Genomic DNA, 16,439 nt, shown 5'->3' on the forward strand with positions numbered 1-16,439 from the left:
ACAGTCAGGATTTGTCGGACGCGTATTCGTAGTTGTAATAGCCGTTGCCGCCATTGCCGTAGTAACTGGCCGCGCGCTTCTCGACGCCGTTGAACACCGCGCCTTTGAGCTCGATGCCGTTCTGCGCGAAGCGGCGAATGGTCAGTTCGATCTCTTTGGCCGGGTTCACTCCAAAGCGCGTGACGATCAGGCTGATCCCGGCTTCACGGCCAACGATGGCCGCATCGGTCACCGCCAGCAGCGGCGGCGTATCAATGATCACCAGGTCATAACGCTCGCTGAGTTCCGCCAGCAGTTCGCGGAAGTTGGCGTGCATCAACAGCTCGGAGGGATTGGGCGGCACCTGACCGCGACTGATGAAGTGCAGGTTGTCGACTTCGACTTTGTTGATCGCCTGATCGATGCTGCAGCGCTTGACCAGCAAATCGGACAAACCGTTGGTGATCGGCGTGTTGAGGGTTTTGTGCAGGTGCCCTTTGCGCATGTCGGCGTCAATCAGCACTACGCGTTGGCCGCTCAACGCCATGACCGCGGCGAGGTTGGACGAGACGAAGGTCTTGCCGACCTGCGGGCTCGGCCCGGAAATCATGATGCGGTTATTGGTCGAATCGAGGCCGGCGAAGTGCAGGCAGGTGCGCAGGCTGCGGATCGACTCGATCGACAGATCGGTCGGGTTACGCAGCGCCAGCAGGTAAGCCGGTTTGTCGACGCCATCGCGGGCACGACCCTTTTTGTTGTCCTCTTCCTGCTGCAAGGCGCTGTAGGGAATCGACGCGTACACCGGCAAGCCGAGTTGCTCGATGGCCTCCGGGCCTTCCAGACCACGGCTCAGGGATTTACGCAGCAGCACCAGCGCCACACCAACGAAGGCACCGAGGAATGTGGCGATGATAACGATCAGGGCTTTTTTCGGTTTGACCGGGCTGGTCAGGTCGACATCCGCCGCGTCGACCAAACGCACGTTACCCACGGCACCGGCACGAACGATGTCCAGCTCTTGGGATTTGTTCAGTAACTGCGTGTAGATCTGCGAGGCGACTTCGACATCGCGGGTCAGGTTGAGCAACTCTTGTTGTGTCGCGGGCAGGTCGCCGACCTTGCCTTCCAGCGACTTCTGTTGCTGGGTCAGTTCGCCGATCTGGCTCATCAACGCGCGATAGGCCGGGTGCTGCTTGGTGAACTTGCGGTCCATCTCCGCCTGCTGCATTTTCAGCTCGGAAATCCGCGTTTCCAGGGCCACAGACTGACCGAGCACCGACTGGGTTTCCAGCGAGATGTTTACGGTTTTGCCATGGGTCTGGTAGGCGTTCAACGCATCGCTGGCCTTGGCCAGATCGCGTTTGACCTGCGGCAACTGGCTCTGCAAAAAGGCCAGGCTCTGCGCTGCTTCCGCCGAGGTACGACGCACGTTCTGATCCACGTACAGGGCGGCGATCTTGTTGAGAATCTTCACCGCTTCAGCGGCGTCGCTGCTGGCCAGCGCCAGGCGGATAATCCCCGATTCCTTGCCCTGCTCGGAGATGTCCAGCGCGTCCTGATAACCCTGAATGGTCACGATCCGAGGGTTGCGCACCACTTCGAAACGGGTGCCGGGGTTGGCCTGCAGTTGCGCGATCTGCCCTTCCACGCCGTCCTGCGCGAAGGCTTCGCCGGCAATACCCTCTGCCAGCAGGTTGTCGTTGTCATCGAGTAACTGGAAGTGCTTCTGCTCACCGGCGATCAGGGTGAGTTTTTTGCCGAGCAGTTCTTTCGGCAAATTCAGCCGGGCAAACTCCAGACGTTCACCGCCCCAGGCGTAGCTGTTCAAACCGAAACGCGGCACAGCGACACTGGTCTCGGTTTCGCCGCGATACCGCCGGGCGAGGAAACCGCCAATCATCGGGAAGGAGTTGGGGGTGACATCAATGTCCAGGCGCAGGTCGTCGACGGTTTTGCCGATCACCGCGCGGGATTTGATGATGCCGATTTCGGTCACCGACGGCGATTGCCCGCCGAGCATGCTGTTGAGGTCGGAGAAACCAAGCATGTCGTTCTTTTTCGGCTCGACCTGCACCAGCGCATTCGCCAGGTACACGGGCGTGGCCAATACTGCATAGGCCACACCGGTGACCATAAAGGCGCCGGTGAGCGCACCGACCAACCATTTCTGGTCGATCAAACTGCCGAATATGCCGAGAAGATCAATACTGTCTTGATCATTGTCGCGGGTGCCGATGACGGACGGTAACTGCATAAGTCTGTTCTTACCATTCATTGATCTGAAGAATATTCATCAACGCGCGAGGCGTTGCGCCCATGAGCTAACAGCATCTTCAATCAATGCATGGGCATGAATAAAAGCGGCCTTGCCTTGACGATACGGGTCTTGTATTTCGCGCTCGCTCTGCCACTTGCCGAGCAGAAACACTTTGCCTCTGGCGTGAGAGGCGATCTTCAGTACTTGATTAACATGCTGTTTTTCCATGACCAGAATCAGGTCTGATTCATTGACGATATCGGCGGTCAGTTGGCGTGCCATGAAGCCTTCGGCGCTATGCCCATGGTCTTCCAGCACTTGGCGTGCGGAAGTTTCGACACCCTCGCCGACCCGTGCCGACAGGCCTGCGGAGGAGACGGTGATGGCTGAGGGGGCCAGCGCGTTACGCAGCATCAGTTCTGCCGTCGGACTACGGCATATATTGCCTACGCAAACGACAAGGATCTTTCTGAACAAGGTTTTACGTTCCTGTGTAATGTCAAACGGCCAACATCTCGAGAGCTATTGAATGAACCCTCAAGATCTTCCTGCACTCAGAAATAGATTCGCCCTGTTAGTACCGAAGCATTAAGTACCACAGCGTTTAAAAGCGCCCCAACCACAATTAGCGGACTAAAAATAACTGTGATTTTCGGCTGATTGATTTCCGACAAAAAATAACATTCGCGCACTAAGTGCCATCACCTCACTCGAAAATTGAGTAACGAGATAAAACATTCGAAGTTGTCACTTCTCTTCGGGAGAGCAGACATGAAATCCGTACATCTCAAAAAACTCGGCGCCCTGGCGCTGATGGTGCTGGGTGCCACTCAGGTTCACGCCAGCGAACTGTTCCCTAACCTTCCCGCCAAGAACATCGGCGTTCAGGTGAAGATCCAGAACTTCACCGCGGCCGACGCCGCACAAATCAAAACGGCGGGTTTCGGCTTTGTCCGCTTCGGTGTGTGGAGCGAGAGCCTGACTGCCAAGGCTTATCAGCAACAAGTCAGCGACGCATTTGCGGCGGCCAGGTCCGCGGGGCTGGAGGTCCTGCTGACGGTCCGCGCGATCAAACCGTTGCCCGCTACTTCAAACGCCGAACTGGTCAGCGCCGGTGAAGGCTTCGCCAAAGCCGTGACCGGACTGGAACAAAAGTACGGCTCGCAAATGGTGGCGATTGAGTTATGGAACGAGCCGGACCTGGAAACCTATTGGCCGACGGGCAAGTTCGACACCACGTTTGTGCCGTTCATGAGCGCCGTGTGCAAGACCCTGCAAGGGCAACCGCCATCGACCCCGGTGATCGGTTACGGCTTCGCCCGGCCACCCAGCGCGGGCTCGGCCTCTACCGTGGCGCTTAATCGTATCGTCAGCGAATACCCGAAATGCCTGAGCGCGGTGTCCTATCACCCCTATGGCATGACCGCCACGCAGATCAGCAATGCACAGTCGTTTATTCAGCAGAACTTCCATCTGCCGGGGGTCATCAGTGAATGGGGGATTTCGGCACTCGCGTCCAATGGCGGGCCTGAAGGGCAAGCGAGCAAGATCAACGCGTTTATCGGCGATGTTAAAAAACTCAACATCCCGCTGACCTCCATCTATGAATGGAAAAACAGCGATAGCGGCAGCAATGAACGCGAGAAGAACTTCGGCCTGCTGACGTCCGACGGGCAACCGAAGCCGGCACGCATGTCGGTCGAAGCCCTGTTGAACGCCCAATAATGCGTGCACAACCGGCCTGTACGCAGGTCGGTTGCTTTGAACCTGTTGGCCGTTTTGGCATCGTATTCATCGATAGCCCGCCCCACCTTTCAAACAATCGTTTTCAGGTTGTTGCCGCAGGGGCCATCGATACACGTACACGCCCTTGAGTGACCGTCAGCGCTCGGGTAATGTCATCAGACCCATAGGATAGAGCACGCCCATGACTTCCAAGCTGGAACAACTCAAACAATTCACTACCGTTGTTGCTGATACCGGCGACTTCGAAGCGATCGCCCGAGTCAAACCGGTCGACGCCACCACCAACCCTTCCCTGCTGCTCAAAGCGGCGGCCATTCCCGCTTATGCCGAACTGCTGAACGCTTGCGTCAGCGACTGCAAGGGCGATGTCGGCCTGGCCAGCGACCGCTTTGGCGTTGCGGTGGGCCAGGAAATTCTCAAAGTGATCCCGGGCCGTATCTCCACCGAAGTGGATGCGCGCCTGTCGTTCGACAAGGATGCCGTACTGAAACGCGCGCATCGTCTGATCGAGCTGTACGACAAGGCTGGCGTTGGCCGCGATCGCGTGCTGATCAAGATCGCTTCGACCTGGGAAGGCATCCGCGCCGCCGAAGTGCTGGAGAAGGAAGGCATCCAGACCAACCTGACCCTGCTGTTTTCCTTCGCTCAGGCGGCCGCTTGCGCCGACGCTGGCGTGTTCCTGATTTCGCCTTTCGTAGGCCGCATCTACGACTGGTACAAGAAGGCCAACGGCAACGACTACACCGGCGCCGATGATCCGGGCGTACAGTCGGTTACCCGCATCTACAACTACTACAAGTCCAATGACTACAAAACCGTGGTCATGGGCGCAAGCTTCCGCAACCTCAATCAGATCGAGCAACTGGCCGGTTGCGACCGCCTGACCATCAGCCCGGACCTGATCGACAAACTGGCGTCCGACACCGGCAAGCTGGAGCGCAAACTGGCACCGGGCAACGCTGGTGAAGCCCGTCTGAGCCTCAACGAAGCGCAGTTCCGCTGGTTGTCCAACGAAGACGCGATGGCCACCGAGAAACTGGCCGAGGGCATCCGTCAGTTTGCTCGCGACCAGGAGAAGCTTGAGGCGCTGTTGCAGGCCAAGCTGTGATTTGAGTGGGTGAAATGCAAAAAGGGCGAACCTTCACAGGTTCGCCCTTTTTTATTCTGCATTGAGCGCCGCGTTGACTGAACTGGAGCCTTCGCGAGCAAGCTCGCTCCCACAAGGGGATTTTTGACCGACGCTGATCCAGTGTGGGAGCGAGCTTGCTCGCTAAGAGGCCGGCCCAGACAACATCACTTCATCAGATCAGTGTCTTTCCAGGGCATTGACCAGGTCATGGAACGCTTCACGATTGGAATCGTTCAGGCCCATGAGGATCTTGTGCGCTTCGAGCACCTTGATCCGCACCACTTCTTCCGACTGGTCCTGATCCGGCAGGTCGTCCAGACACTCCGGGCATGGCACCGGGTGGTTGACGATATTGAACACCTGCTCAAAACCCATCGATTGCAGCAGACGGGTGATGTCTTCGTGGGTGGTGACGACGGTCGGCAGCAGGCCGACCTTCTGCCGCGACAGGATCGACAGTTTGGCCAGCAGGCCCAACGTCGTGCTGTCGATGCTGCGGGTTTCGGTCAAATCGATCACGATCGCGTTGAAATTCAGCGCGGTGAAGATTTTCTCAATAGTCGCATCCAACGCCGAACACAGGGTCAGGCGAACTTCACCGACGTACTTCAGGACGAAGGTGCCGTCCTGCTCGGCGACCTGGATTCTACCGGTACTCATTAAAGATTCCTGCTCAACACCAACAGGGCGATATCATCCGGCATCTCCCCTAGCGTGGCCAATCCAAACACTTGCCGCAGACCATCCAGGCTGCCGCCCGCCGACTTCACCCGTTGAGGCAAAGCGGCTTCTTTTTCTTTGAGCGTAGGTTCTGGCAAAAGGTCCAGAATGCCATCAGACATCAGCGTCAGGCTGAACGTCGGCGGCAGCTCAAGCACGTGGTCTTCGTAGGTGGCTTCATTGAAAAGCCCCACCGGCAGACCACGTCCTTCCAGATAACGAACACTGTCAGGCGTGTACAACACAGGCAACGGCAGATGGCCGCCGATGCTATAGGTCAACAAACCGGTCTCCTCGTCGATGACTCCACCGACCATTGTGACGTGTTTACCCAGCTTACAACTGATCAGCCCCCGGTTGATATGACCAAGGACTTCCGAAGGCTTGAATTCCGGCAAGGTGCCGTTGCGCTTGGATTCGAACAGCAAGCGCGTGGTCATGAACTTCAGCAGCACGGTGACGAAGGCTGAAGAGGCGCCATGACCGGATACATCCGCCAGGTAAAAGGCGACCCGGCGTTCGTCGACACGGAAATAGTCGACAAAATCACCCGACAGGTACAGCGACGGGATGATCTGGTGTGCAAACTTGAACTCGTCAATGCTCCACGGGCTTTCCGGCAGCATGTTCATCTGCACCTGGCGACCGGCGTTCTGGTCTTCCTGAAGCAGGTTCAGGCTGGCCTCGAGTTCACGGTTGGCCTTTTCCAGCTTCTCGCGGTAACGCTGGTTTTCCAGCAGCAGGCGCGCGCGATCCAGGGCCCGGCGCACAGAGTGCTCGAGCACAGCCAGATCTTCGAGAGGCTTGATCAGGTAGTCCGCCGCGCCCAGGCGCAAAGCCTCGACCGCGTCGTTCATCACGCCGGCACCCGAGACCACGATCACCGGCGTTTGCGGTGACAGCTCGGTGACCTGACGGATCAGTTCGAGACCGCCCATCTGCGGCATGCGCAGATCGCAGATGACCAAGTCGGGCGTGTCTTGCTCGAATACCTGAAGACCCTGTTGGCCATTGCTGGCCTGCAGGACGCTGAAACCACTGTCTTCCAAATAGGCCGCGAGGCTCGCGCGCACTACTTCGTCATCATCGATTATCAGCAGCGTGGCACTGGTTTTTGGCATGTGGGCAAACGGCGCCAGAATTAGGTTGGCGTAGTTGGCGAGGCATTTGGCCCTGCGCAGACTACTGGATTCGCTTTCTAGCCTCTCTGCTGCACCGCTTTCGAGCATTGGCTCCAAACGCGGTTACACCAGAGGTGCCCTTCTAAGGCGCAGACGGTACTCCCATCCGCAGAGCGTTTCAAGCATGCGCCGATGGTCGCTTGACGACTTTACTTGTCAAATCACCGAGAGTTATAAGAACAGCTCAAACCGTAACCCAATGGAAGGACGAACCTATGAGTCAAACCGGTCGGGACTACAGCGAAAAGCGCGATTTCATCCGCATGCGGGTCGATGCCGATGTCGTGTTGATCCATGAGGGTGATGAGGTCTCAGGCGTGTGCATCGACCTCTCCAGCAGTGGCATGCAGGTCGAAGCGCCGCAGCCATTCGCGGTCGGCGACCGTTTGAGCGTACGTATCGACTCCGACCACGCTGCGCTCAGCGGCCTCGAAGCCGACACTGAAGTGGTCTGGGTCAGGTCTCAGGACGGTGGCGGCCAGAAGCTCGGCCTGACCATTCTGAAGATGAAATAGCTGCACACAAAAAAGGCGACCCTGAGGTCGCCTTTCTTTTTACCGGTCGAAATTAAAAATCGTCTTCGACCTGGCCGTCCTTCACCTTGAACTCGCGGTTCTGCAGGTAAGCATTGCGGATGAAGGTGTACTTGTCACCGCTGATCAGCTTCTCGCTCGACAGCAGGCTGGCGCGGGTGTCGACGATGTTCAGACCGAAGATCGAGTTACGCACCGGCACATCGTTGATGTAGCGGTACATGCCGGTGTAGCTGTCGACGTATTTCGAAGGCGCGTCACGCAGGGTGCTTGGGCCCATCAGCGGCAGCATCACATACGGACCGCTGCCCACGCCCCAGTAACCGAGGGTCTGGCCGAAGTCTTCATCACTGCGGTTCAAGCCCATCTTGGTGCCGACATCGAAGAAACCGAGCAGACCGAAAGTGGTATTGAAGATCAGGCGCGCCGTGTCGACGCCCGCGGCAGCCGGTTTGGCCTGCAGAATGTTGTTGGCAAGGTTGGTGACATCACCGACGTTGCGGAACATGTTGTGAATGCCGTCCTCGAGGAACTGCGGCGTGACAAACTCATAGCCCTGCGCCAATGGCTTCAGCGCGTAAGTGTCGACGAAGTCGTTGAACTGGAAGATTGGACGGTTGACGCTTTCCCAAGGGTCTTCTTCCGTTGCCGCCTGAGTGGCGAACGGAGCCAGCAACAGGCCGGCACATACACTTAGCTGAGCGAGCGGATTGCTCCAGCGCATAGAAAAACTCCTTGGAATGGTACTGTCGCGGACCTCTGGGCCCGGCTATTCAGGTCGCTAGTATAAGCGCAAAAGCCCGTTTGGACAGTCTGCGCAATGCAGCAGCCTGTAGGACGCTTCCTGCGTCGCCCTTCACACCGCTGTCATCCAACTGTCACCGACACGCCCTAGCCTGTTCGTTATTTCAGGGACGTTGCCATGACACACGCCGAAACCTTGCCCGTCGCTGCGCCCAGACTGACCGCTGTACTGTTTGGGCTCAGCGGTTGCCTGGTGGATTTCGGTGCGCGCGCCCGCCAGCAAAACATCGCCCTGCCTGCATACGCTGAAGCCACACCAGGCGCATTCGACAGTTTGCACAGTTTGCAGCGCCAGCAGATTCCCTGTGTCTGGCTGGATGAACTGCCCCCCGCCCTCGCCCGGTCCTTGGCGGCCTCACTGCCGACGTGGGTCAAATCTGCGCAACATTCGGCAACAATCAATCCATGGCCTGCGCCGAACGCTTGCTGGCAGGCCCTGATGGACCTGAACGTCAGCAGTCTGGACGGTTGCGTATTGGTCAGCGGTGAGCCGCGCTTGCTGCAATCGGGCCTTAATGCTGGGTTGTGGACGATCGGTCTCGCCTCCTGCGGCTCGCTGTGCGGTCTGCCGCCGGGGGAATGGCAAGCGCTGAGCCAGAAAGAACGCGAACAACTGCGTGGCAAGGCGACGATGCAGTTATTCGGCCTCGGCGTGCATTCGGTCATCGATCACTTGGGCGAGCTCGACACCTGCCTGGCCGACATCAGCCTGCGCCGGCTCAAAGGCGAAAAGCCCTGATCGGGATCATGCAGGTTTGACGGGAGTGGATTAATCTAAAGGTCAGCCATAGACCTTTGGCGCGCGGCTGCGGTCAATGCCAGTGCCTATTGATAAAAGGAAAACACCATGCCCGCCCAAGAACTGCAAAAACAGCTCGAAACCCTGCGCGAGCAGCTGGAGCAGAATCCGCCGCTGTCGGAAGTCGAGCGTGAGGATTTGCATGCGCTGATGAAGCAGATTGAATCGGAAATTCAACTGGAGACTGCCACACAAGACGCCAGCATCGCTGACGGCGTGAACCTGGCCGTTGAGCGCTTCGAAGTCGAACACCCGGCGATTGCCGGCACCCTGCGCAACATCGTCAATGCGCTGGGCAGCATGGGGATCTGATTCCCTCCGAAACGCAAAAAGCCCTGCCATCACTGGCAGGGCTTTTTCATTTCCGGGCTTGAAACACAGTCCCTTGTGGGAGCGAGCTTGCTCCGGATCTTTATTGACGTACGAGGCGGTGATTCGGCAGCTGTACGCTTTCGGTGCTGCGATACGGATTGATATCCAGACCACCACGACGCACGTAACGGGCAAATACCGTCAGCTTCTCTGGTTTCAGAAGACGCTGCAGATCGAGGAAAATCCGCTCCACACACTGTTCATGGAAGTCCGAATGCTGACGGAAGCTGACGATATATTCCAAGAGACTCGCATGATCCAGCGCCGAGCCGCGATATTCCACCACCACCGTGCCCCAGTCCGGCTGACTGGTCACCGGGCAGTTGGACTTGAGCAAATGGCTGTAAACCGTCTCCTCGACAATGCGTGACTCATCGCAACGCAGCAGTTCCGGACGCGGATGCTCGTAGTTGCTGACGCTGATATCCAGATCATCGATGCACACGCCGGGCAACGCCACGACGCCTTCCGCTTCAACGTCCTTCAAGCTGCGAACCCGAACGCCCACCGGCTTGCCGGCAGCGGCAGACAAATCCTTGACCAGCGTCGCTTCCAATGTCGCGATGTCGGCAAACGACGTCTGGTTCAACGAGTTCAGATAAAGCTTGAACGACTTCGACTCGATGATGTTCGGCGAGTCCGCCGGAATGCTGAATTCGCCAATCGCCACCACCGGCTTGCCGGACGGCAGCAGCCACGACAGCTCGAAGCAGTTCCAGAAATCCACACCTTTATACGGCAGGGTGTCGGCGGTCAGGCCCAGCTCGGCCCATTTCGCGGTGCGCGGAATCGGGAACAGCAGGGACGGCGTGTACGTGGCGATGTATTCGCTGGATTTGCCCAGCGGCGAATGTTCGGCTGCGGGATGCATGGCGGAAACCTGACTGAAGAATCAGCGGATTCTACCAGCCTTTGCCCGCGCCTTTGAGTGGTTACTGACTGACAGTCAGTTTGCCGACCATGCCCGCCTGATAATGCCCGGGAATATTGCAGGCGAATTCCAGACTGGTGGCCTTGCTGAACGTCCAGGTCAGCTCGGCAGTCTTGCCCGGCTCGACCAGCACGCTGTTGGGATCGTCGTGCTTCATGCCGTGACCCATCGCCGCGTGATCCATACTGGCCATGTCGTGGGACATTTCTTTCATGCCAGTAGGCGTGAGCATGCCGCTTTGCTGCATCTGCAACATTTCCTGCTGGTGTTTGGCATGCATCGCTGCGTCGCCGAGGTTGAATTCGTGCAACAACTGGCCTTTATTCACCAGGAAAAAACGAACGGTCTCACCGGCCTTGATCTGAATGGCTTTCGGATCAAACGACATATCACCCATCACCACTTCAATGCTGCGCGTGGCTTTGGCGGCAGGCGCTGGCTGGCCGAAGTCGTAAGTGTGTGCCGGCGCGGCCCACGCTGGCGAACTCAGCGCCAACAGACAGGCGGCCAACGTCAGGGATTGGCGTAAAAACATGATCGTTCTCCAACAAGATAAGGTTCAGCCTGTGGGAAACTTTAGCCGGCCTGCGCTGGCATCTACCTGACAGGCAGATTACAACTTTGTCAGGTTGGCGCTTGTCGCGTGCTCTCAAGGTATAAAGCTTTCGTTTCTACACCCCGAACAAACCCGAGTCGCCCATGAAACTGTTGATTGTCGAAGACCAAGCAAAAACCGGCCAATACTTGCGCCAGGGCCTGACCGAGGCCGGGTTCAATACGGAGCTGGTGGCCGACGGCAACAGCGGTCAGCAACTGGCACTGAGCGGTGATTATGCGCTGCTGATTCTCGACGTCATGCTGCCGGGGCGTAGCGGCTGGCAAATCCTCCACGCCGTGCGCAGCGCCGGGCTGGATACGCCGGTACTTTTTCTGACGGCCAAAGACGCCGTGGAAGACAGGGTTCACGGCCTTGAACTGGGCGCCGACGACTATCTGGTCAAACCGTTCGCTTTCTCCGAACTGCTCGCGCGGGTGCGTAGCCTGCTGCGTCGCGGCAGCGCTACGCCGCAGGAAACCAACCTGCAACTGGCCGATTTGCGCCTGGATCTGATTCGTCGGCGCGTCGAACGCAGCGGCCAGCGCATCGACCTGACCGCCAAGGAATTCGCGCTACTGGAAATGCTCCTGCGCCGCCAAGGCGAAGTACTGCCAAAGTCGCTGATCGCCTCACAGGTCTGGGACATGAATTTCGACAGCGACACCAATGTCATCGAAGTGGCAATCCGCCGTTTGCGCCTGAAAATCGACGACGAATTCCCCAACAAACTGATCCACACCGTGCGCGGCATGGGTTACGTGCTCGAAGAGCGTGGCGCCTGATGCGTCGGCTGTCATTGAGCTCGCGCCTGGCCCTGTTGTTTGCCGCTTGCACCGCCGTGGTTTCACTGTTCGCCGGCGTGCTGTTCAATCGCGCCAGCGAAGCGCACTTTATCGAACTCGACCAGCAACAACTGGACGGCAAGCTGATCGGCCTGCGCCGCGCCTTGCAGGATCTTCAACCCGCTCAACGTGAAGCACGGCTGGCGGATGAACTGAGCCGTCAGGCGGATCTGTCGCTGCGCATCACGGGTAGCGATGGCCAACGCTGGTACGACAGTTCGACGCAAATCCCCAAGGATTTACCGCAGCCACCCGGCCTGTCGACGATCAGCAACGACGGCACGGATTACCGTGTGCTCAACGCCCCGCTCTACCCGGACAAAGCCGATTCACCGCAACTTTCCTTGTTGCTGGACATCACTCATCACCAACACTTCCTGCAACGCATGCAACACCTGATCTGGCTGACGGTCGGCCTCTCGGCGCTGGCCACTGCCTTGCTCGGCGCCTGGGCTGCACGCAGCGGCTTGCGTCCGTTGCGGCGCATGAGTGCAGTCGCCCGTGGGATTTCCGCACAATCGCTGAATGCCCGACTGCCCGAAGCACAGATGCCGCCAGAACTTGCGGAAATGGCCCACAGCTTCAACGCCATGCTCGCACGCCTCGACGACTCGTTTCAGCGGCTCTCGGCGTTTTCCGCCGACATCGCCCATGAACTGCGCACACCGCTGTCGAACCTGCTGACCCACACTCAGGTCACCCTTACCCGCCCCCGGCCGATCGAAGACTACCGCGAAGCGCTGCACAGCAACCTCGAAGAGCTGCAATGGATGGCGCAACTGGTCAACGACATGTTGTATCTGGCCAAAGCTGACCACGGTTTGCTGATGCCCAAGCGTGAACCGCTGGAGTTGGCGGATGAGACCGATGTGCTGCTGGAGTTTTTTGCGCCCTTGGCTGAGGACGCCGGCGTGAAGCTGACGCGCGAGGGCTGTGCGCGGATTGAGGGTGATCGCAGTATGTTGCGCCGGGCCTTGTCGAATTTGCTGGATAACGCGTTGCGATTTACCCCGGCCGAGGGCCATGTGAACTTGCGGATCGTTGATCAACCGAGTGCTGTGCGCATTTCAGTCGAGAACAGCGGTGAGGGAATTTCTGCGCAGTTGCTGCCACGCTTGTTCGACCGCTTTTACCGAGCGGATCCGGCACGGCAGGAAGGCAGCAGTGAGCATGCGGGGTTGGGCTTGGCGATTACTCAGTCGATCATCCGGGCCCATGGTGGGCAGATTCATTGCGAATCGGAGGCGGGATGGACGCGGCTTGTAATTGAGTTGCCTAGAACCTGATCGTTCCCACGCTCTGCGTGGGAACGATCATGGCGTCGCTTACGAATATCTCAGGGCATGAGCCGGTTCGATCTTCGCCGCCCGCCAGGCCGGATATACCGTCGCCAGGAAGCTCAGGATAAAGCCCGCCGAACAAATCAACAGCACATCCCCAGCCTGCAATTCAGACGGCAGATTGCTGACGAAATACACGTCAGAACTGAAAATATGCTGCCCGCTCACGCGCTCGACCCAGCCAACCAGCTCGCTGACATTCAGCGCCGCAATCACGCCCAGCACACCGCCAATCAATGTGCCGACAATGCCGATCACCGTGCCCTGCACCATGAAAATCGCCATGATCTGCCGTGGCGTAGCGCCGATGGTGCGCAAGATCGCGATATCCGCGCCTTTGTCATTCACTACCATGATCAACGTCGCGATGATGTTGAACGCCGCCACCGCGACGATCATCAACAACAGCAGGCCGATCATGGTTTTTTCCATCTTCATTGCGCTGAACAGACTGCCCTGGGTGTGGGTCCAGTCGTCTGCCTTGAAGTCCGCCCCCAAACCGGCGGCGATGTCCGAGGAGACTTTCGGCGCGGCGTACAGGTCTTTGACCGCCAGACGCACGCTCTGCACCTGATTCGGTTCCCAGTGCTGCATGGTCGCGGCATCGGCGACGTGGATCAGGCCCATGGAGCCGTCCAGCTCGGCGCCGACCTTGAACACGCCGACCACGTTCAGGCGCTGCATGCGCGGGGTGATGCCGCCCGGTGCGGTGCTGACTTCCGGGACGATCAGGGTGATTTTGTCGCCGACATTGAGGCGGAATCGTCGCGCGGTGATCTCACCGATCACTACGCCGAACTCGCCCGGTTTCAAAGCGTCGAGACGGCCCTGCACAATGTGCTGGGCAACGATCGAGACCTTGCCTTCCTGCGCCGGATCGACGCCGCTGATCTGGATCGGCTGCATCAAGCCTTTATAGGAGAGCATGCCTTCCATTTCGGTGAACGGCACGGCGGCGGTCACTTCAGGATTTTTCATCGCGGCGGCAGCCACCGGCTGCCAGTCATCGATCGGCTTGAGGCCAACGATGGTCGCGTGCGGCACCATGCCGAGGATGCGCGAGCTCATTTCGCGCTGGAAGCCGTTCATCACCGACAACACCACGATCATTGCAAGTACGCCGAGGGCGAGACCGATCATCGAGGTCATCGAAATGAACGAAACAAAGCGATTGCGGCGCTTGGCGCGGGTATAGCGCGTGCCGATAAAGATCGATAACGGTCTGAACATTCGCTGGGGCACCGTATAAAAATAAAAGACCCGACGCCTTCGCAGACGCCGGGTTTCAGCCAATCAGATAGGCGTGAGGCAGCCTTCTTGCAGGTGCAAGACGCGGTCCATCTGGCGGGCCAGGTTCATGTCGTGAGTCACTACCAGAAACGCGGTGCGCATCGAGGTACTGAGTTCCAGCATCAAATCCTGAATGCCCTGGGCGGTGTGTGAGTCGAGGTTGCCGGTGGGCTCGTCGAGCATCACCAGACCTGGCTTGTTCACCAGCGCACGGGCGATGGCGACACGTTGACGCTCACCACCGGACAGTTCGGACGGTTTGTGCTCCAGACGATGGCCGAGGCCGACGCGCTCCAGCAAAGCCGTGGCGCGCTGACGGGCTTCCGGGATCGGCGTCTTGCCGATCAACAGCGGCATGCAGACGTTTTCCAGCGCGGTGAATTCCGGCAGCAAGTGGTGGAACTGGTAAACGAAACCGAGCGCACGGTTACGCAGCAGGCCACGCTTCTTCTCGCTCAGTGCCGACAGTTCTTCACCGTCGAGCCAGACGCTGCCCTTGGTTGGCGTATCGAGACCGCCCAACAGGTTGAGCAAGGTACTTTTGCCCGAACCCGAAGTGCCGACGATCGCGACACGCTCGCCCGGGTGCAACTCCAGTTGCAGGCCGGCCAGTACTTCTACCGACTCCGGACCTTCCTCGTAGGATTTGCCCAGGTTGCGGCAGCTCAGGATTGCTTGTTCACTCATGCCCGACTCACTCATAACGTAGCGCCTCCGCCGGCTGGGTGCGCGCGGCACGCCAGGCGGGATACAGGGTGGCGAGAAAACTCAGGACCAACGCCGCCGCACAGACCATGACCACGTCCTGGCTCTGCACCTGCGACGGAAGATAATCAATGAAATACACGTCAGCATTAAGGAATTTATGGCCGATCAGGCCTTCCAGTGCCGAGATCGCGGCGCTGACATTAAGCGCGGCGAGAATCCCGAGCACCGCGCCAATCGCCGTACCGACCACGCCGATCACCGTGCCTTGCACCATGAACGTGCGCATGATCGTGCCCGGCGTCGCGCCCAATGTGCGCAGAATGGCGATGTCGCCCTTCTTGTCATTCACCACCATCACCAGCGTGGAAATGATGTTGAACGCGGCAACGGCGACGATCAGCAGCAACAGCAGGCCGATCATGGCTTTTTCCATGCGGATCGCCTGATACAGATTGCCGTGGGTGCGCGTCCAGTCGCGGGCGTAGTAATGGTCTTCGCCAAGTTGCTGGGCGATGTTCCATGCCACGCGCGGCGCCTGGAACAGATCGTCGAACTTCAGGCGGATGCCCTGCACCTGATCAGGCTTCCAGCGGTGCATCTTCGCCAGATCCTGCAGGTTGGTGACGCCCAGATAACCGTCGAGCTCACCGGCGCCGACATGGAAAATGCCGACCACGGTGAAGCGCTTCATGCGCGGAAACATCCCGGCCGGGGTCACGCTGACCTCCGGCGCGACGAAGGTGACCTTGTCACCGATGCCGACGCCTAGCTTGGTCGCGGCCTTGTCGCCGATGACAATGCCGAAGCTGCCCGGCGTCAAATCGTCGAGTTTGCCCTGCTTCATGAAGTTGTCGATGATCGACACATTGCGCTCGAGCGCAGGATCGATGGCGTTGAGCAACACCTTGGACACCTGACCGTTATTGGTCAGCAGGCCCTGCATCTGGCTGAACGGGGCAACCGCCGTCACCTGCGGGTTCTGCTTGACCTTGGTCGCCAGGCTTTGCCAATCGTTGAACGGTTCAGTGGATTCAATGGTCGCGTGGGGCACCATGCCCAGCACGCGGGTGCGCATCTCATGATCGAAGCCATTCATCACCGACAGCACGACGATCATCACGACCACGCCAAGGGCGAGCCCGATCATTGAAGTCAGGGAAATGAATGACACAAAATGATTGCGACGCTTTGCACGGGTATAACGCGTGCC

Annotated in this window: 17 protein-coding genes; 7 read left to right on the forward strand and 10 right to left on the reverse strand. The window is 58.6% G+C overall.

Translation table 11 applies throughout. The features are described from left to right. Positions 1-4: 4 nt before the first annotated feature. Positions 5-2,233, reverse strand: coding sequence for a polysaccharide biosynthesis tyrosine autokinase (locus ACIF4X_RS13095; protein WP_397482442.1), 2,229 nt, complete (start codon positions 2,231-2,233; stop codon positions 5-7). Positions 2,234-2,272: 39 nt separating this feature from the next. After that, positions 2,273-2,713, reverse strand: coding sequence for a low molecular weight protein-tyrosine-phosphatase (locus ACIF4X_RS13100; protein WP_397482443.1), 441 nt, complete (start codon positions 2,711-2,713; stop codon positions 2,273-2,275). A gap of 294 nt (positions 2,714-3,007) precedes the next feature. Here ACIF4X_RS13100 and ACIF4X_RS13105 point away from each other — a divergent pair, with 294 nt between their 5' ends. Both ACIF4X_RS13105 and tal read left to right on the forward strand, forming a co-directional pair. Next, complete coding sequence (locus ACIF4X_RS13105) at positions 3,008-3,961, forward strand: cellulase family glycosylhydrolase (protein WP_397482444.1); 954 nt, start codon at positions 3,008-3,010, stop codon at positions 3,959-3,961. 202 nt (positions 3,962-4,163) lie between these two features. Continuing rightward, the gene (gene tal, locus ACIF4X_RS13110; protein WP_397482445.1) at positions 4,164-5,090 is read left to right on the forward strand and encodes a transaldolase; all 927 of its coding nucleotides are present in this window, start codon (positions 4,164-4,166) and stop codon (positions 5,088-5,090) included. A gap of 198 nt (positions 5,091-5,288) precedes the next feature. Here tal and rssC read toward each other — a convergent pair whose 3' ends face one another. After that, positions 5,289-5,771 carry an anti-sigma factor antagonist RssC gene (gene rssC, locus ACIF4X_RS13115; protein ID WP_397482446.1) on the reverse strand — a complete coding sequence of 161 codons (483 nt, stop codon included), beginning with the start codon at positions 5,769-5,771 and terminating at the stop codon, positions 5,289-5,291. Then, on the reverse strand, positions 5,771-6,952 hold the full coding sequence (gene rssB / locus ACIF4X_RS13120; RefSeq protein WP_064392805.1) for a two-component system response regulator RssB: 1,182 nt from the start codon (positions 6,950-6,952) through the stop codon (positions 5,771-5,773). The genes rssC and rssB overlap by 1 nt, the downstream gene beginning before the upstream one ends. Before the next feature lie 275 nt (positions 6,953-7,227). Here rssB and ACIF4X_RS13125 point away from each other — a divergent pair, with 275 nt between their 5' ends. Continuing rightward, positions 7,228-7,527 carry a PilZ domain-containing protein gene (locus ACIF4X_RS13125; RefSeq protein ID WP_397482447.1) on the forward strand — a complete coding sequence of 100 codons (300 nt, stop codon included), beginning with the start codon at positions 7,228-7,230 and terminating at the stop codon, positions 7,525-7,527. 52 nt (positions 7,528-7,579) lie between these two features. Here the strand turns inward: ACIF4X_RS13125 and ACIF4X_RS13130 are convergent, their stop codons facing one another. Beyond that, a complete protein-coding gene (locus tag ACIF4X_RS13130; RefSeq protein WP_397482448.1) occupies positions 7,580-8,269 on the reverse strand; it encodes a VacJ family lipoprotein in 690 nt (229 codons plus the stop codon). A 198-nt stretch (positions 8,270-8,467) separates the two neighbouring features. Between ACIF4X_RS13130 and ACIF4X_RS13135 the strand changes: the two genes are divergently transcribed. After that, positions 8,468-9,088, forward strand: coding sequence for an HAD family phosphatase (locus ACIF4X_RS13135; protein WP_397482449.1), 621 nt, complete (start codon positions 8,468-8,470; stop codon positions 9,086-9,088). 108 nt (positions 9,089-9,196) lie between these two features. Then, positions 9,197-9,460 carry a DUF4404 family protein gene (locus ACIF4X_RS13140; protein WP_397482450.1) on the forward strand — a complete coding sequence of 88 codons (264 nt, stop codon included), beginning with the start codon at positions 9,197-9,199 and terminating at the stop codon, positions 9,458-9,460. 100 nt (positions 9,461-9,560) lie between these two features. Here ACIF4X_RS13140 and queF read toward each other — a convergent pair whose 3' ends face one another. Then, on the reverse strand, positions 9,561-10,391 hold the full coding sequence (gene queF, locus ACIF4X_RS13145) for an NADPH-dependent 7-cyano-7-deazaguanine reductase QueF (protein WP_397482451.1): 831 nt from the start codon (positions 10,389-10,391) through the stop codon (positions 9,561-9,563). Between the two features lie 61 nt (positions 10,392-10,452). After that, positions 10,453-10,986: a plastocyanin/azurin family copper-binding protein gene (locus tag ACIF4X_RS13150; protein WP_397482452.1), complete on the reverse strand. Its 534-nt coding sequence runs from the start codon at positions 10,984-10,986 to the stop codon at positions 10,453-10,455. A gap of 164 nt (positions 10,987-11,150) precedes the next feature. Between ACIF4X_RS13150 and ACIF4X_RS13155 the strand changes: the two genes are divergently transcribed. Both ACIF4X_RS13155 and ACIF4X_RS13160 read left to right on the forward strand, forming a co-directional pair. Continuing rightward, positions 11,151-11,831: a heavy metal response regulator transcription factor gene (locus ACIF4X_RS13155; RefSeq protein WP_397482453.1), complete on the forward strand. Its 681-nt coding sequence runs from the start codon at positions 11,151-11,153 to the stop codon at positions 11,829-11,831. Beyond that, positions 11,831-13,177, forward strand: a complete 1,347-nt coding sequence (locus ACIF4X_RS13160; RefSeq protein ID WP_397482454.1) for a heavy metal sensor histidine kinase — start codon at positions 11,831-11,833, stop codon at positions 13,175-13,177. The genes ACIF4X_RS13155 and ACIF4X_RS13160 overlap by 1 nt, the downstream gene beginning before the upstream one ends. Before the next feature lie 39 nt (positions 13,178-13,216). Here ACIF4X_RS13160 and ACIF4X_RS13165 read toward each other — a convergent pair whose 3' ends face one another. From ACIF4X_RS13165 to ACIF4X_RS13175, 3 genes are all read right to left on the reverse strand, one after another. Next, positions 13,217-14,461 (reverse strand): lipoprotein-releasing ABC transporter permease subunit, encoded by a 1,245-nt coding sequence (locus tag ACIF4X_RS13165; protein WP_397482455.1) that lies wholly within the window; start codon positions 14,459-14,461, stop codon positions 13,217-13,219. Positions 14,462-14,524: 63 nt separating this feature from the next. Next, a complete protein-coding gene (lolD, locus tag ACIF4X_RS13170; protein WP_095121059.1) occupies positions 14,525-15,223 on the reverse strand; it encodes a lipoprotein-releasing ABC transporter ATP-binding protein LolD in 699 nt (232 codons plus the stop codon). After that, positions 15,216-16,439 (reverse strand): lipoprotein-releasing ABC transporter permease subunit (locus ACIF4X_RS13175; protein ID WP_397482456.1); only part of this gene is annotated, 1,224 nt, incomplete at its 5' end. The genes ACIF4X_RS13175 and lolD, both read right to left, overlap by 8 nt.

The organism is Pseudomonas sp. NPDC085632 (genome assembly GCF_044541255.1).
Classification (GTDB): domain Bacteria; phylum Pseudomonadota; class Gammaproteobacteria; order Pseudomonadales; family Pseudomonadaceae; genus Aquipseudomonas.

Bases quoted from the DNA above. Each gene is read 5' to 3' on its own strand.
- ACIF4X_RS13155 (WP_397482453.1), top strand. From the start codon at position 11,151: ATGAAACTGTTGATTGTCGAAGACCAAGCAAAAACCGGCCAATACTTG.
- rssC (WP_397482446.1), bottom strand. From the start codon at position 5,771: ATGAGTACCGGTAGAATCCAGGTCGCCGAGCAGGACGGCACCTTCGTC.
- ACIF4X_RS13095 (WP_397482442.1), bottom strand. From the start codon at position 2,233: ATGCAGTTACCGTCCGTCATCGGCACCCGCGACAATGATCAAGACAGT.
- rssB (WP_064392805.1), bottom strand. From the start codon at position 6,952: ATGCCAAAAACCAGTGCCACGCTGCTGATAATCGATGATGACGAAGTA.
- ACIF4X_RS13130 (WP_397482448.1), bottom strand. From the start codon at position 8,269: ATGCGCTGGAGCAATCCGCTCGCTCAGCTAAGTGTATGTGCCGGCCTG.
- tal (WP_397482445.1), top strand. From the start codon at position 4,164: ATGACTTCCAAGCTGGAACAACTCAAACAATTCACTACCGTTGTTGCT.
- ACIF4X_RS13160 (WP_397482454.1), top strand. From the start codon at position 11,831: ATGCGTCGGCTGTCATTGAGCTCGCGCCTGGCCCTGTTGTTTGCCGCT.
- ACIF4X_RS13105 (WP_397482444.1), top strand. From the start codon at position 3,008: ATGAAATCCGTACATCTCAAAAAACTCGGCGCCCTGGCGCTGATGGTG.
- ACIF4X_RS13150 (WP_397482452.1), bottom strand. From the start codon at position 10,986: ATGTTTTTACGCCAATCCCTGACGTTGGCCGCCTGTCTGTTGGCGCTG.
- ACIF4X_RS13140 (WP_397482450.1), top strand. From the start codon at position 9,197: ATGCCCGCCCAAGAACTGCAAAAACAGCTCGAAACCCTGCGCGAGCAG.
- ACIF4X_RS13125 (WP_397482447.1), top strand. From the start codon at position 7,228: ATGAGTCAAACCGGTCGGGACTACAGCGAAAAGCGCGATTTCATCCGC.
- ACIF4X_RS13135 (WP_397482449.1), top strand. From the start codon at position 8,468: ATGACACACGCCGAAACCTTGCCCGTCGCTGCGCCCAGACTGACCGCT.
- queF (WP_397482451.1), bottom strand. From the start codon at position 10,391: ATGCATCCCGCAGCCGAACATTCGCCGCTGGGCAAATCCAGCGAATAC.
- ACIF4X_RS13165 (WP_397482455.1), bottom strand. From the start codon at position 14,461: ATGTTCAGACCGTTATCGATCTTTATCGGCACGCGCTATACCCGCGCC.
- lolD (WP_095121059.1), bottom strand. From the start codon at position 15,223: ATGAGTGAGTCGGGCATGAGTGAACAAGCAATCCTGAGCTGCCGCAAC.